This is a genomic window from Sorangiineae bacterium MSr12523, from assembly GCA_037157775.1.
GTDB lineage: Bacteria > Myxococcota_A > Polyangia > Polyangiales > Polyangiaceae > Pendulispora > Pendulispora brunnea.
In genome coordinates, this window is record CP089982.1 from 2,453,576 (window position 1) to 2,468,153 (window position 14,578).

The following is a 14,578-nucleotide window of genomic DNA, read 5'->3' on the forward strand; positions in this document are numbered from 1 at the left end:
TGTGATAGGGTCCGGTCTGTTGCACGTCGGCAGCGGCAAGCCGACCCTCGGTAGCGCGGGATACCGTCACGCTCCCCCCCGGGGGAGTTTCAGGGAGAGGGGAAGAGAGGTTGTCCATGGCGAACAAGGCCGTGCATTTGCCGGTGCTCAATCTCGGGGCGACGTTGCGGAAGGATAAATGGTGGGTCGGGCCGGCAACGACCTTCGTCATCCTTACGGGCTTCATTGTTTACGCCACGTTTCGCGCCTTCGAAAACGACTACTACCAAGTCGGCCCCTACCTCTCGCCGTTCTACTCGCCGCTCATTCCCACATCGGGCTGGGGAATACCGCTTTTGTCGCCGGCCATGCTCATTCTGCCGGGCCCCGCAGGCTTTCGACTCACCTGCTACTACTACCGCAAGGCCTACTACCGAGCCTTCGCCATGGACCCGCCCGCATGCGCGGTCGGCGAGCGCAATCGCCATCGGTACAACGGCGAAACGAAGCTCTTCATCTTTCAGAACCTTCACCGCTTTGCGCTCTACGTCGCGCTCTTGTTCCTCGTCATCCTTTGGCACGATGTTTACAAGGCCCTCTGGTTCCGCGTTCCCGGCAGCGACGAGACCACGTTTGGCATTGGCGTCGGGACCTTGGTGCTCGCGCTGAACACTACGCTTCTGTCGGGCTACACCTTCTCCTGTCACTCACTGCGTCATCTCGTGGGGGGCAGCGTCGATAGCTATTCCACTGCGGCGTTCGGCCAACTCCGTCACACGCTTTGGCGCGGTGTGTCGCGCCTCAACCAAAACCATATGCTCTTTGCCTGGACCAGCCTCTTTGCGGTGGCCGGCGCCGACGTGTACGTGCGCCTGGTGGCGATGGGCGTCATCCAGGACGTGAGGATCCTCTGATGGCAGGGAATTACGAGACGCACGAACACGATGTCATCATCATTGGCGCAGGGGGAGCGGGTCTGCGCGCGGCCATCGAAGCTTCGTCGATGGGTCTCAACGTCGGCCTGGTATGCAAGTCGCTGCTCGGCAAAGCGCACACCGTGATGGCCGAGGGCGGCGTCGCCGCGGCACTGGGCAACGTCGAGCCGAAGGACAACTGGAAGGTCCACTTCCGCGACACGATGAAGGGCGGGCGCTACCTCAATCAATGGAGGATGGCGCAGCTCCACGCCATGGAGGCGCCCGACCGCGTGAACGAGCTGGAAGAGTGGGGGGCGCTGTTCGATCGAACGGCGGACGGGCGCATCCTTCAGCGCAACTTCGGCGGCCACAAGTACCCGCGCCTCGCCCACGTGGGCGATCGCACCGGGCTCGAGATGATCCGCACCCTGCAGCAGCACGGCATCCACACGGGCATGAAGGTGTACATGGAGTGCACCGTCACGCGTCTCTTGAAGGCGGGCGACGCCGTTTCGGGTGCCTTCGGCTACTGGCGCGAGAGCGGCCGCTTCGTGGTCTTTCGCGCCAAGGCCATCGTGCTCGCCACCGGCGGCATCGGGCGCGCGTTCAAGATCAACTCCAATTCGTGGGAGTGCACCGGCGACGGGCAGGCGCTCGCGTACTTGGCCGGCGCCGAGCTCATGGACATGGAGTTCATGCAGTTTCATCCCACCGGCATGGTGTGGCCGCCGTCGGTGCGCGGCACCTTGATCACCGAGGGCGTGCGCGGCGAGGGCGGGACGCTGCGCAACAAAGACCAGAAGCGCATCATGTTCGACTACATCCATCCGCTGTACGCCAACGAAACGGCGCCGACGGAGGAGGAGGCCGATCGCTGGCTGGCGCTGAGCACCTCGGGGCAGATGGACAAGAACGTGCGCCGCACGCCCGACCTGCTTCCGCGCGACATCGTGGCCCGCGCCATCCACGCCGAGGTAAAGGCGGGCAGGGGAAGCCCCCATGGCGGTGTCTTTTTGGACATTGCCACGCGCCGCACGCCGGCGGACATCAAGCGAAAGCTCCCGGCGATGTACCACCAGTTCAAAGAACTGGGCGACGTGGACATCACCAAGGAGCCCATGGAGGTGGGGCCCACGGCGCACTACACCATGGGTGGCATCCGCGTCGATTCGGAGACGCAGCAGTCGCGCGTGAAGGGACTTTTCGCCGCTGGCGAGTGCGCGGCGGGCATGCATGGGGCGAATCGGCTCGGCGGCAATTCGCTGTCCGACCTTCTCGTCTTCGGGCGCATCGCCGGCCTGCACGCGGGGCGTTATGCCAAGGAGCACGCGAACCTTCCGTCACTCGACGCGGGCGAAATTCAAGATGCCGCGCAGGAGGCGCTCGCCCCGTTCAATCGGCACGAGGGGCCGAATCCGTTCCAGCTCCACGAAGAGCTGAAGGAGACGATGCAGACCTACGTCGGCATCATTCGCACGGAGGAGGACTTGAGCGAGGGGTTGCGTCAGCTGGAGAGCCTCAAAGAGCGCTCGCGCACCATCCGCATCGATGGCAACCGGCACTACAACTCGGGCTGGCACGAGACCATCGACATGCGCAACCTGCTCATCGTCTCCGAGGCAATGGCCCGCGCCGCACTGCTTCGCAAAGAGAGCCGCGGAGCCCACGCCCGCGACGACTTTCCCGAAACCGACAAGGAGCACTTCGCCAAGGTGAACATCGTGTCGCGCCTTCACGGAAGCACGATGGAGGTCGCAGAAATCGATCTTCCGCCCGTTCCCGCCGAGATCAAGAAAGTCCTCGAGGAAGAATAATGGCCGAGCCCAAAGCACGACTGCGCGTCTTTCGTGGCACCGAAGAAGCCGGAGACTTCCAGACCTACGACGTCGAGACCTACCCGGGCATGGTGGTGCTCGATGCCATCCACGACATCCAGGCGAAGCAGTCGCCCGATCTGGCCGTGCGCTGGAACTGCAAGGCTGGGCGATGCGGCTCGTGCAGCGCCGAGATCAACGGCAAGCCGCGACTTTTGTGCATGACGCGCATGAGCGCATTTCCCGAGGGCGAGCCCATCACGGTGACGCCGATGCGGGCTTTCCCCATCATCAAGGACTTGGTCACCGACGTCTCGTGGAACTTCGAGATGGCCAAGAAGATACCGCCCTTCAAGCCTCGCCCGCGTGATGCCGACGGCCACTGGCGCATGCAGCAGATGGACATCGATCGCATTCAAGAATTCCGCAAATGCATCGAGTGTTTCCTCTGCCAGGACGTGTGCCACGTGGTGCGCGACCACCAGAAGAAGGAAGTCTTCTCCGGCCCGCGCTTTCTCATTCATCTGGCGACGCTCGATATGCATCCGCTCGACACGCTCGATCGACGCGACATGATCAAGAAGGACTTTGGCGTCGGTTATTGCAACATCACGAAATGTTGCACCGAGGTTTGTCCCGAGCACATCACCATCACGGACAACGGCATCATTCCGCTGAAAGAGCGCGTGGCCGACGACCACTACGATCCCGTCCGTTGGCTGCTGCGCAAGTTCACGGGCAATCCTCGCCCCAACAAAGTTCCAGCGCAGCCAACGGAAGCGGGCAAAACCGCGGACGTATCTGGAACGCACCGCGTCGATGGCGGCCATGGAAATAAGGGCAAAGCGTAACGGAACGGGCCGCGAATTCGATTTACAATGAGCGCATGTACGAGCTCAAACGGCTACCGACGAACAGCATCGAGCAAGCTCTCTCCAAGGCCGATCACTACCGCGAGCTCAATCAGCCCGAGGAGGCGGAGAGCATCTGTCGCGATATCCTTGCCGTGCGCCCGGATCATGACGATGCCTTGAAGTTGCTCGGCCTGTCGTTGACGGACCAGTTTCACAGGACGTGGACGCACGCGTTCGACGAGACGCTGAACATTTTCGAGCGGCTCGCCACCGAATACGAGCGCGTGTACTATGCAGGCATCGCCTACGAGCGCTGCGCCAAGGCCCAACTGGAACACGGGCAAGCGCACAATGCGTTCATCTCCTTCGAGACCGCTTTGGAGCACTTTGGCCGCGCCGCCCAAATCGCACCGCCCGAGAGCAACGCCGACCCCATCCTCCGCTGGAACCGCTGCGTACGCATGCTGAACGACCACCCCGAACTACGCGACGCGTCAGGCCCCGCCCGCGGCGCCATGCACTCCGTCCTCGGGGATTAGCCGGTATCCCCTCTGTACTTAGGAGAAATTCACATGAAGGCGGGAAGGCGGGAAGGTTTTTAGGATTTCCGCTGGGCCTACTGGACCCTCTGAAACAACCAAAGAAGGGTTCCGCGACGGTTCGCGCCGTAAGTCCTTCCCGCCTTCCCGCCTTCATGTGAATTCTCTTCTTTCGTAATCGCGGTATCGTGCGGCGCATGATCCGTCGATCCGCTCTTGTCATGCTTCCGTGCTTCGTTGCTGCGTGTGCGGGAGATCCTCCGCCGCAGGCCGTGGCGCCTACTTCAACGTCGGCCAAGGCGCCGGTGGCGCAGCCTGCGCCGGTGCCTGTGGTCGAGCGGGCGCCCATTTCAACGGACTTTCCGCTTCAATATGCGAAGACGCAGCGCTTTTCGCTCGGGGAACCGAAGCGCATGACGCCGACGGAGGATGGCAAGCGCGTTCTCTTCTTGCGTGCGACCCCGCAGGATGCGCGCAATGCGCTGTGGGAGGTCGACGTTGCGACGGGGCAGACGCGCGAGTTGCTGCGTCCGGACACGTTGGTGGCGGGGCCCGAAGTTCTCTCGGCCGAGGAAAAGGCGCGGCGTGAGCGGCAACGCATTCGCGGAGGAGGGTTCACCTTTTTCGAGGCCAATGGCGATGCCTCGGTCATCGTCGTGTCGCTTTCGGGAAAGCTTTACGTCTGGAAGCGCGCCACCGGCAAAGCACGCGAACTCGCCACCGGGCCGGGGGTCATCGATCCGCACCTCTCGCCCGACGCGAAGAAGCTCGCCTACGTGCGCAACAACGACGTGTACGTCATCTCCGTCGAAGGCGACGCGGCGGCGAAGCCCGTGGCCATCACGCGCGGCGGAACGGAGACGAATCCGCACGGTGTGGCCGATTTCATGGCGCAGGAAGAATTTTCGCGACAGCGCGGTTTTTGGTGGTCCCCCGACGGCAACGAAATCGTCTACGAGGACGCCGATCTCTCCAAGGTCGAGAAATGGACGCTCGCGGATCCGGGCAAGCCCGAGCAGCCCCCGCAGATCGTCGCCTACCCGAAGACGGGAAAGGCGCACGCCATCGTTCACCTGGCCGTGGCGCAGGTGAAGGCGCCGCAGCAGCCTGCGCGCAAGATCAAATGGGATGCGGAGCGCTACCCGTACCTCGTCTCGGTGGTCTGGTCGAAGAACGCGCCGCTCACGCTGTACGTGGTCGACCGCGAGTACCGGCATGGGTCCGTCGTGGCCGTCGATGGAAAGAGCGGCAACGCCAAGGAGCTGCTCACCGAAGAAGACAAATGGTGGCTCGGCGAGGAGCCTTCCGTCCCGCGCTGGCTTCCCGATGGCAGCGGCTTTCTCTGGTCCAGCGAGCGCAGTGGCAGCTGGGAGCTCGAGCTGCGCGGACGCGACGGCGCGAAGGTCGTCACCGTTGCGCCGAAGTCCTTGGGGTACCGCAGCCTGGTCGGCATCGACGCGGCGAAGAAGGTCGCGTACGTGCGGGCCTCCTCCGAGCCCATTCGCGACGAGATTTGGGCCGCACCCTGGGGTGGAGGCTCGCCGCAGTCCGTTTCGAAGAATACCGACAGCCTCGTCTACGCGAACTTCGGCGAGAGCTCGCGCGTGTACGCCCAATACGAGGGGACGCAAAAGGGCGAGCACCACTTCTCGGTTCGCAGCGTGGATGGGGCGGTGAACATCCCCGTTCCGTCGGTGGCCGAGGAGCCTCCGTTCAAGACGAACATCGAGTACACGAAGATCGGCAAGGACGACTACCGCGTTGCGATTCTCCGGCCGCAAAAGTTCGACAAGGCTCGGCGCTACCCGATCATCGACTACATCTACGCGGGACCTGGCTCGTACCAGGTGCACTCCGATGCGCGTCGCTACATCGAACAGCAATGGCTTGCCGACGTCACCGACGCCATCGTGGTGGCCATCGACGTGCGCGGCACCGCACGCCGCGGCCATGACTGGGAGCGCACGCCGCACAATTACGGCGAGTTGGCGGTCGACGGCCACGCCGAGGCCATCCTCGAGCTCGCGAAGAAGTACCCGGAGATGGACGGAACGCGCGCGGGCCTGTACGGCTGGTCCGGCGGCGGATATGCGACCGCGTTTGCCGTGCTTCGCCGTCCCGATGTCTTCAAGGCCGGTGTCGCCGGCGCCCCCGTGGCCGATCTGCGCGACTACGACGCGCTGATGGAGCGCTTCATCGGGCTCGAGCCCAACAACGACGCGTACGACAAGCAGTCCCTGCTCACGTGGGCCGCGCGCCCGCCGAGTGCGGCGGCGCCGGCGCGACCCCTCTTGCTCATCCACGGTACGGCCGACGACAACGTCTACCTCGTGCACTCGCTCCGATTCGCCGAAGCGATGGCCCGCGCAGGCCGCCCCATGGAGTTCATGCCGCTCATCGGCCAGACCCACATGGTCTCGGATCCCGAAGCCGCAGCCGCCGTCGCCAAACGCACCGCGGAATTCTTCCGCGAGCACCTCTAGCCATCATCTAGCCATCAGCCCAGCGCAACGAGCGTTTCGCGGGCCGTGAGCGCGGACGACTGTGGATTCTGCCCCGTGACCAGCTTTCCATCGCGGACGGCAAACGAGGACCACATCGCTCCGCGCTCGTAGCGGCCTCCGAGCTCGCGCAGCCGCGTCTCGAGCATGAAGGGCACCACCGTCTCGAGCTTCACGGCCTTCTCCTCTTCGTCGGAGAAGCCGGTCACGCGGCGGCCTTGCACGAGGGGCTTGCCATCGGCCGTGCGCACGTTCGCCAAGCCACCCGGCCCATGGCATACGGCCGCGACGACCTTGCCCTGATCGAAGGCGCTCCCCAGCAGCTTCGCGCTCTGCTCGTCCACGGCGAGATCCCACATCACACCGTGCCCGCCCACCAGGAAGTACGCATCGTAGTTCGACGGCGCGTCCGCCAGGCGCAACGTCGACTCGAGCTTCTTCGCCGACTCCGCGTTCCCGAGGAACCAGCGCACGTCGTCCGATGCCTCCGCGGCGCTGCCCGGATCGGCGGGAGCCTTTCCGCCCTTGGGGGACGCGATATCGACTTGGGCGCCGGCCTCCGTGAAAATGCGGTAGGGCGCGGCCAGCTCTTCGAGCCAGAAACCGGTCTTCTTGTCGGTGTTCCCGAGGCGGTCGTGGCTCGTGACGATCATGAGAATTCGCTTGGACATGGGGGCCTCTCCTAGGTGTGTCCATATCTAAGCCTTTCGGATCCTTTAGTCTGCGGAAACGAATTCACGTTATCGTTGAGCTGTGGTCATCAATTACGAACTCTTGCGGACCCTCTACGAAGTCGGCCAGGCGCGCACCTTCGCCGAGGCCGCGCGCCGTCTTCGCGTCACGCCCTCGGCGGTCAGCCATCAGCTGCGCACCTTGCAGGCCCAGCTCGAGGTCACGCTCTTCGAGCGCGTCGGGCGTCGCGCGAAGCTCACACCGGCGGGCGAGACGCTCGTGCACGAGCTTCGCGCCTCGTTCGCGCGCATCGACGATGCATTGGAAGCGGCCACCTCGGACGGGCGAACCGTTCGCGGTCGCGTGCGCCTCGGCGGGCCTGGGCCGTTCTCGCGCATGTGGTTGCGCCCGCGGCTCGTGGGCCTGTTGCGCACCTACCCCGAGCTGGTCATCGACGTGTGCTTCAACGTCCCCTCCGTGCTCACGCGTGAGCTCATCGAAGGTGAGCTGGATCTCGCCCTGGTCGTGCGCTCCGAGGACACGTCCAGCTTGGAGATGCACCCCGTCTACGTCGAGGAGTTCATGGCCGTCGCCTCACCCAAGCGATGGCAGCATGGCTCGAAGAAAAAGCCGGAGACCGCGCGCGAGCTCAGCGAGCATCCTTTCGTCGTCTTCGACGACGATCTGGCGATGCATGCCGCGTATTGGGTCGCTGCATTTGGGCGTCGCGAACCCTTGCCGCCGAAGATCATTTGCCGCATCACCAGCCTGGACGAAATGCTCGCGCTCGTTGTCGAAGGGCTCGCTATTGCGGTGCTGCCGAACTATTTCGTTGCAGACGCATTGAAAGCGAAAACGGTCGTGCCCGTCGGACCGCCTCGGTTTTCGCGGGTGGCACGGCAAACTACCGCGAAAAACGCCATTTACCTGGCCTGGCGCAAAGGGGTGGTCGAAACGGCGCGACTTCGTGCCGTTCGGGATGCTCTCCTTTCTGGGGCGCGTTCGGCGTAAAATTGCCGGCCAATCTCATGCAAGCATTCCCCAAGTTTCTTCAGGCGCCCCGCTTCTTGGCCCTCGTCTCGTTGGCTTCGTTGGCTTTTGCCACTGGATGCGGAGGGGGTCTCCAGCTCACGCCCGTGAAGTCGACGCAGAACCGACCGAGCAACGTGGCCGTGTACTTCAAAGTGCAAGCGGGCGGAGAGCCCGTGGGCGGCCTCACCGCCGATCAGTTCCGCATCTACGAGGACGGCTCGCTCGTTTCCGAGGGCGAGAGCAAGCAGACCATCTTGAACCCCGAGGTTGCGGCGTCGCACTACACCTTGCTGCTCATGGATATGAGCGGCAGCGTCACCAGCGATCCCGAGGCAGTGAAGACGTTGGTCGACGCCGCCACGGCCTTCACGGATCGCGTCGAGAAGTCGCACAAGGTTGCGGTCTACACGTTCGATGGCAGCCCGGAAATCCATGCGGTGGCGCCGTTCGGGAGCCCCGGCGGAGCCAAGGGCGCCATTCGCGGCTTGCTCTCGTACAAGCCGCAGGACCCGAGCACCAACTTGAACGGAGCCGTCGTGAAGGGTCTCACCGAGCTCGATCGTGCCCTCGCCCACGCCGAGCACCCGATGAAGTTCGGCACCTTGGTGGTCTTCAGCGACGGTACGGATCGAGCCGGACGCGTCACCAAGGACGACATGCGAAAAGCGATCAAAGATCGCAAATACGAAGTGTTTGCCATCGGCCTGGGCAAGGAAATGCAGGAGTCCGAGCTGAAGGACATCGGTCGCAGCGGCACCTCGCGCACGGACAACAAACAAGAGGTCGTCAAATCGTTCGACGATATCGCCCAGCGCATCGAAGCTTCGACCAAATCGTATTACCTTTTGAGCTATTGCTCGCCTTCACGTGCGGGAAAGCACGAAGTGAAGATTCACGTGCAGGCAAAAAATGAAAAGGGAGAGCGTTCGGGATCGCTCGTAAGTGAATTCGACGCCTCTGGATTCACCCACGGATGCGATCCCAATACGCCCCCTTCTTTCGATGTGTCGAAGGGGGATGCCCTCGCGCCGAAAAAGGAAGATGCGGAGAAGTCGTCGTCGGCCGGCGGCGAAAAGGGTGAGGTAAAGGCGGGCGCTCGCGCCACGGTCAAACCGTCGCAGGGCGGTTCGGTGCGATTGCCACCTCCGCCAAGCTCGTCGACAACTTCTTCACAGTCAGGTTCGCAGTCAGGTTCACAGCCGGCGAAGCAACCCCAGGACTTCAATCCGTAGTACGTAATGACGGCGCACGAGGTTCAACGAGGATGACCACCGACGCGCCGGCCCCGGCGAAAGCCGTCCCCCGCATGGTGGGGCGCTACCACCTGCTCGAGGAGGTGGGGAAGGGCACCTTCGGGCCGCTGCACCTTGCGCGGTTCGAAGGGCCCAACGGCTTTCAGCGGTGGACGTCGGTGCTGGAGGTCGAGGCGCGGTTTTCGCGCGATCCCGAGTTCAAGGATGCCTTCTTCCAGTCGGCGCGCACGTCCGCGCGGATCCAGCACGCCAATGTGGTGGCCACGCTCGACGTGGGCGACACCGAGGGCATGCTCTGGCTGGCCTCGGAGTATCTGCTCGGCGAGACGGCGAAGGATCTCTTGATGGCCGCGCAGCAGGCGAAAATGCCCATTCCCTGGGACATCGCCTGCCGCATCATGGCCGATGCCGCGCTCGGTGTGGATGCGATCCACGAGCTCGCGCATGCGACGAACGGCACCCCGATGCGCCTGGTGCATGCGCGCCTTGCGCCTCATCGGTTGGTCGTGACGTACGACGGTGTGACGAAGGTCCTCGAGCCCTCGGCGCCGATGGTGACGCTTTCCGCGGGCGAGCCAGGGCAGGCGAAGACGATGGTCGGCCGCGCGGTTGCGTACACGGCGCCCGAGTTGCTGCGCGGCGAGGCCTTCGATCGCCGCGCCGATGTTTTCTCGTTGGGAGCCATCCTCTGGGAGCTCTGCGCGGGCCGTCGCCTCTTCGGCGGGCGCGATGAAAGCGAGACGCGTGCGAAGATCCTCGGCAACGTCATTCCAGCGCTTTCCGAATCGGTGCGCGGCTTTCCGGCCGACGTGGAGTCGCTCATCCGGCAAGCGCTTGCCCCCGATCCGGCGGCGCGTTTCGTCACGGCGAAGGCGCTTGCGCGCGCGCTGCATCAGGTGCTCGTGCGCGATGCGCTGGTGGTGACCGACGACGAGGTGGCGCGGTACCTGTCGCAGCTGTTTCCGGATCGGCTCGCGCGCAAGAAAGAGCGCCTCCTCACCGCCGCGGACGTGACGCATGTCTTTCACCGCGGCATGCTGCCGGTCTCGCCCGACGCGAGCAACGCGCATGCGGCGCTGACATCGGCGCGCCGGTTGCCGCCGCGTGCCCTGGCCCCGGTTCCCGCGCCGATGCCGGCGCCTGTTCTAGCCAGCGCGGCGCCGGTGCCCCCTACGGATCTCGCGTCGACGACGATGCGCGTGCGACGGATCGATCCGATGGGGCCCACGGTGCTCTTCGTGGTGCTCGGCATCGCGTTGGCCGTCGTGGCGGTGCTGATCATCGTCGCGGTGCGTCGTCCCTCGACCGCGGGGCCGGTGGCGGCGACCACGCCGCCCGCGTCCGCATCGGCCGCTCCGGCGCCAACACCCGCGCCCAGTTCGACGAGTGCGGCCGTCGCGACGGGCGCGAGCGCCACCGCAACGGGATCGGGTGGCGCGATACCGATTTTGTCGCCCGCCTCCGTGCAACAGGCGGCTTCGGCCGCGCGCACGGCGCCCCGTCCTGCGGCACCGCCCGCTGCACCGCCGGCCCCGAAAGGGCGCCTCACGGTCATCTGCGATCCTGCGTGCGACGACGTTCTCGATGGGCGCGTTTCGCTGGGACCGTCGCCCATTTACAAGCGATCCACCTCACAGGGGACGCACCACATCACGTTGCGCGTATCCGACCCGGCCGTGGAAAAAGTCGTCGACGTCGTGGTCAATGAAAACGACGTCACGGTTTTGAAGCAATCGATGTCTCCCTGACGCGTGACGCTCAGTTAGCCGTCCGCGGCGATCTCTTCCGCCAGCTTTTGCGTATCGGGCGACCAGAGCGGGATGATTTCCTGCTCGCGCTCGCAGAAGTACTCGACGAACCACGCGTCCTTTTGAGCCAAGTAGTAAAGCTTGCCGGTGCCGCGCATGGTTTGCCCGCACTCGGGGCATCGGTGTCGCAACGTCTTGGCGCGCGGGCTCGATGCGTGTCGATCGAAGCCGTCCAACGTCTTGCCCATGATGCAGGATGGAACAAACTACGTGTGAAAGCCATGCCCCGCCGCGTGAAGCGGCCTCTTGATGGCCTTCGTTTTGACTAATGCCTTTCCAGAATAATGGAGGCGTGGGGCGATAGGATGCGCGTTTGCCTGTGACACCCCCCCACGATCCACCGCGTGACTTGCCTGATTCGCCTGCCGAGCCGCGCGACAGCGAAGTTGCTCATCCCGATGCGTCGGCCGATCTGACGCCCATCGTGGGGGCGAATTTGCGGCGCCTTCGCGTCAAGCGCGGCCTTTCGTTGGAGCGGCTCGCGAAGCAGTCCGGTGTGAGCCGGGCGATGCTCGGGCAGATCGAGCTGGGTCAGAGCACGCCCACGATCAACGTCCTCTGGAAGATCTCCCTCGCGCTCGACGTGCCCTTTTCGTCCTTGCTCGGCGGCGCGGGTGTGACGCCTACGGTGTCGCTCTTGCCGCAAGCGCGCGCGCGCATGCTCATGTCGCGCGATGGCACCTTCAAGTCACGGGCGCTGTTTCCCTTCGATACGCGGCGCGCCGTCGAGTTCTACGAGCTTCGTCTCTCCGCGCACGGCATCGAGGATGCCAATCCGCATCCGCCTGGCACGACGGAAAACTTGGTGGTGCAAGCGGGCGTTCTTCGCCTGACCGTGGATCGCGAGAGCTACACCTTGAACACGGGCGATGCCGTCTACTTCGAAGCCGATCGGCCGCACATCTACGAGAATCCGGGTGACGTCGAGACGGTGATGTACCTGGTGATGACCTACGCGCGCGACGATCGCTAGCGTTAGAAACGCACGCCGGCGCGAGCGCGTGCCGTGGCGACTTGGCCCTCATCGAAGCCGAATCCAAACGGTTCGTCGAGGGCGACGAGCAAGCCCAGTCGGGCGAAGAGTTTCCCATCGTCGTAGGAGCCGAAGCCCTCGGCGGCGCTCTGTGCGTTGTCGCCGTCGGCGGATGGGTTGTGCATGACGTGCAGCGCCACGCCCCCGCCGAAGCCGCCGCCGGCGCGCCCCTCGGCCTCGAACCGCGCGGTGTAGATGAAGCGCGCCTTGTTTTCGGTGCCGCGGGAGATGGCATCCTCGATGGGGATGAAAAGCTGCGGAGCCACCTCGCCGCGCAGGATGAATGCGCGGGATGCCAAGTACTCCACGCCGCCGTACGCACCGATGGGCAGGTACTGCGGCAGCCAATAGTGCACGTCGAGGCCCGCGGTGGAGGAGTTGCCAAGGATCATGGCCGTGCGCCAACCGCTGTCGTGCACGCTGGCTAGCGGAATGGCCGCGCGCCCGCCGATGTACCAGGTGAGGGCGTGCGCCGTGGACGCGTAGTGCAGACCGACCGTCGGATTGCCGATGCCCGCGTAGCCCTTGCCGCCGGGGCCGTTGATGTTCACCGCCACGGGCGCATGGACCGTGAGGTAGATGCGCTCCGCGAATCCATATTGAAGAAAAGGGATGAGCCCGAAGGTCGACCCCGCGCCCTTGGCGCTCCACCAATTGAGATCGCCACCCGCCTTGGTGGACTGCGACTCCGGCGAAAGTGTGGGCGCTGCTTCGGCCCGCCCCGCGCCCAGCGCGAGCGATCCGACGAGTGCCATCGCGGCCAGGCGGAGTGCGTGCTCTCTTCGCATGGAATCGGTCCTTTTACCATGGAATCGGCGGATTCTGACGTAGATTGGTCGGCGTCAACCATGCCCCAATTTCCGAAGAGCCCTTTCCTCGTTCCGTTCGACGGCTCCTTCCGCGTGAAAAAAGCGCACAACGCCCCGCCGAAGGGCGCGCCGGACAAGCCGGACGCGGAGCTGCGCCTTGCCCAGTGTGTGGACGAAATCGCGCACCTGCAGAAGAAGCTCTACGCGGACAATCGCCACTCGGTGCTCTTGGTCTTTCAGGCGATCGACGCCGCCGGAAAGGACGGAACCATCCGCGCCGTGCTCACGGGCACCAACCCGGCGGCGTGCCAGGTGCAGTCCTTCAAGTCACCGTCGGAGGAGGAGCTCGATCACGACTTCTTGTGGCGCATCGCCCGCGCGCTCCCCGAGCGCGGCATGATTGGCGTGTTCAATCGGAGCCACTACGAGGAAGTGCTCACCGTGCGCGTGCACCCGGAGTTCCTCGAGCGCCAGCGCCTCCCGTCGATGCCGCCCCTGCCCAAATTGTGGAAAGAGCGCTACGAGTCGATTCGCGACTTCGAAAAGCATCTTGCGCGCAATGGCACGGTGATTCTCAAGTTTTGGCTCAACGTATCCAGGAAAGAACAAAAAAAGCGATTGCTCGCGCGCATCGACGATGCTTCCGCCAATTGGAAGTTCCAACCGTCGGACATCGATGAGCGCGAGCAATGGACGAAATACATGTCCGGCTACGAGGACATCCTCAACGAGACATCCCGCCCCTGGGCCCCATGGTACGCCATCCCGGCCGACGACAAACCCTTCATGCGATGGGCCGTCGCCGACATCGTCGCGCGCACCATGAAAAACATGGATATCGACTATCCCAAGCTAAGTACGGGCGAAGTGAAAAAGCTAAAACTCATGCGCTCCCGCCTCGAGAAATCCTGAGAAGAATTACAGGGAGACGGGGAGGCGGGGAGGGAATCAACACGGTGCAGCGCGGAACGCTTTTTTGGGGTTCTCCAGTTGGCCGAATTGGCCGAATGGAAACCAAAAAAACTCCCCGCCTCCCCGCCTCCCTGTTCAATCCTCTCCGAGCGCACCGCAGGCGCCGGGGGTCAGGCTTTGCTGGCGAGTTGTTTTTTGAGGCCGTCGATCGACTGGGCGAGCTTCTCGAGGGTTTTGGCGCTTTGCTCGAGGGCGGACTTGGCGAGGCCCAAGCCGTAGGTTGCCCACTCGGTGCCCAGATCGAAAATGATGTCGACGAGGGTGTTCGGCGACTTCTTCTCGGCGCCGGCGTTTTCGGTGGCGGGCGTCTCGGTGGCAACGGTGCTGGTTTCGTTCGTGCTCATGGCGTACCTCTCCTGTGTAAAGCCGGTTGAACGTCGGCCATTTGGAAATTC

14 protein-coding genes are annotated in these 14,578 nt (G+C 64.1%); 10 read left to right on the forward strand and 4 right to left on the reverse strand.

The window, feature by feature from the left end; translation table 11 throughout:
• The first annotated feature begins 116 nt into the window (after positions 1-116).
• The 5 genes from LZC95_09885 to LZC95_09905 all read left to right on the forward strand — a co-directional run bounded on the left by LZC95_09885 (position 117) and on the right by LZC95_09905 (position 6,586).
• Positions 117-893 (forward strand): hypothetical protein, encoded by a 777-nt coding sequence (locus tag LZC95_09885; protein ID WXA97144.1) that lies wholly within the window; start codon positions 117-119, stop codon positions 891-893.
• Positions 893-2,710, forward strand: a complete 1,818-nt coding sequence (locus LZC95_09890) for a fumarate reductase/succinate dehydrogenase flavoprotein subunit (GenBank protein ID WXA97145.1) — start codon at positions 893-895, stop codon at positions 2,708-2,710. Before LZC95_09885 ends, LZC95_09890 begins: the two co-directional genes overlap by 1 nt.
• On the forward strand, positions 2,710-3,561 hold the full coding sequence (locus LZC95_09895; protein ID WXA97146.1) for a succinate dehydrogenase/fumarate reductase iron-sulfur subunit: 852 nt from the start codon (positions 2,710-2,712) through the stop codon (positions 3,559-3,561). Before LZC95_09890 ends, LZC95_09895 begins: the two co-directional genes overlap by 1 nt.
• A gap of 35 nt (positions 3,562-3,596) precedes the next feature.
• Positions 3,597-4,103 (forward strand): hypothetical protein, encoded by a 507-nt coding sequence (locus tag LZC95_09900; GenBank protein WXA97147.1) that lies wholly within the window; start codon positions 3,597-3,599, stop codon positions 4,101-4,103.
• A 197-nt stretch (positions 4,104-4,300) separates the two neighbouring features.
• A complete protein-coding gene (locus tag LZC95_09905) occupies positions 4,301-6,586 on the forward strand; it encodes a S9 family peptidase (GenBank protein WXA97148.1) in 2,286 nt (761 codons plus the stop codon).
• Positions 6,587-6,600: 14 nt separating this feature from the next.
• Here the strand turns inward: LZC95_09905 and LZC95_09910 are convergent, their stop codons facing one another.
• Entirely contained in the window at positions 6,601-7,275 is a 675-nt protein-coding gene (locus LZC95_09910; GenBank protein WXA97149.1) for a type 1 glutamine amidotransferase domain-containing protein, read from the reverse strand.
• Positions 7,276-7,357: 82 nt separating this feature from the next.
• Between LZC95_09910 and LZC95_09915 the strand changes: the two genes are divergently transcribed.
• The 3 genes from LZC95_09915 (at position 7,358) to LZC95_09925 (ending at position 11,309) form a co-directional block, all read left to right on the forward strand.
• Positions 7,358-8,287, forward strand: coding sequence for a LysR family transcriptional regulator (locus LZC95_09915; protein WXA97150.1), 930 nt, complete (start codon positions 7,358-7,360; stop codon positions 8,285-8,287).
• A gap of 125 nt (positions 8,288-8,412) precedes the next feature.
• Positions 8,413-9,540 (forward strand): VWA domain-containing protein, encoded by a 1,128-nt coding sequence (locus tag LZC95_09920; GenBank protein ID WXA97151.1) that lies wholly within the window; start codon positions 8,413-8,415, stop codon positions 9,538-9,540.
• 32 nt (positions 9,541-9,572) lie between these two features.
• Positions 9,573-11,309 (forward strand): serine/threonine protein kinase, encoded by a 1,737-nt coding sequence (locus tag LZC95_09925; protein ID WXA97152.1) that lies wholly within the window; start codon positions 9,573-9,575, stop codon positions 11,307-11,309.
• A 14-nt stretch (positions 11,310-11,323) separates the two neighbouring features.
• On the opposite strand, the gene LZC95_09930 is transcribed toward LZC95_09925, so the two are convergent.
• Positions 11,324-11,557 carry a hypothetical protein gene (locus LZC95_09930; GenBank protein ID WXA97153.1) on the reverse strand — a complete coding sequence of 78 codons (234 nt, stop codon included), beginning with the start codon at positions 11,555-11,557 and terminating at the stop codon, positions 11,324-11,326.
• Positions 11,558-11,718: 161 nt separating this feature from the next.
• Between LZC95_09930 and LZC95_09935 the strand changes: the two genes are divergently transcribed.
• Positions 11,719-12,342 carry an XRE family transcriptional regulator gene (locus LZC95_09935; protein ID WXA97154.1) on the forward strand — a complete coding sequence of 208 codons (624 nt, stop codon included), beginning with the start codon at positions 11,719-11,721 and terminating at the stop codon, positions 12,340-12,342.
• A gap of 2 nt (positions 12,343-12,344) precedes the next feature.
• On the opposite strand, the gene LZC95_09940 is transcribed toward LZC95_09935, so the two are convergent.
• Entirely contained in the window at positions 12,345-13,190 is an 846-nt protein-coding gene (locus LZC95_09940) for a hypothetical protein (protein WXA97155.1), read from the reverse strand.
• 60 nt (positions 13,191-13,250) lie between these two features.
• On the opposite strand from LZC95_09940, the gene LZC95_09945 reads away from it, so the two are divergent.
• Positions 13,251-14,123 carry a polyphosphate kinase 2 family protein gene (locus LZC95_09945; protein WXA97156.1) on the forward strand — a complete coding sequence of 291 codons (873 nt, stop codon included), beginning with the start codon at positions 13,251-13,253 and terminating at the stop codon, positions 14,121-14,123.
• 170 nt (positions 14,124-14,293) lie between these two features.
• Here the strand turns inward: LZC95_09945 and LZC95_09950 are convergent, their stop codons facing one another.
• Positions 14,294-14,527, reverse strand: coding sequence for a hypothetical protein (locus LZC95_09950; protein WXA97157.1), 234 nt, complete (start codon positions 14,525-14,527; stop codon positions 14,294-14,296).
• Between the last annotated feature and the right edge of the window lie 51 nt (positions 14,528-14,578).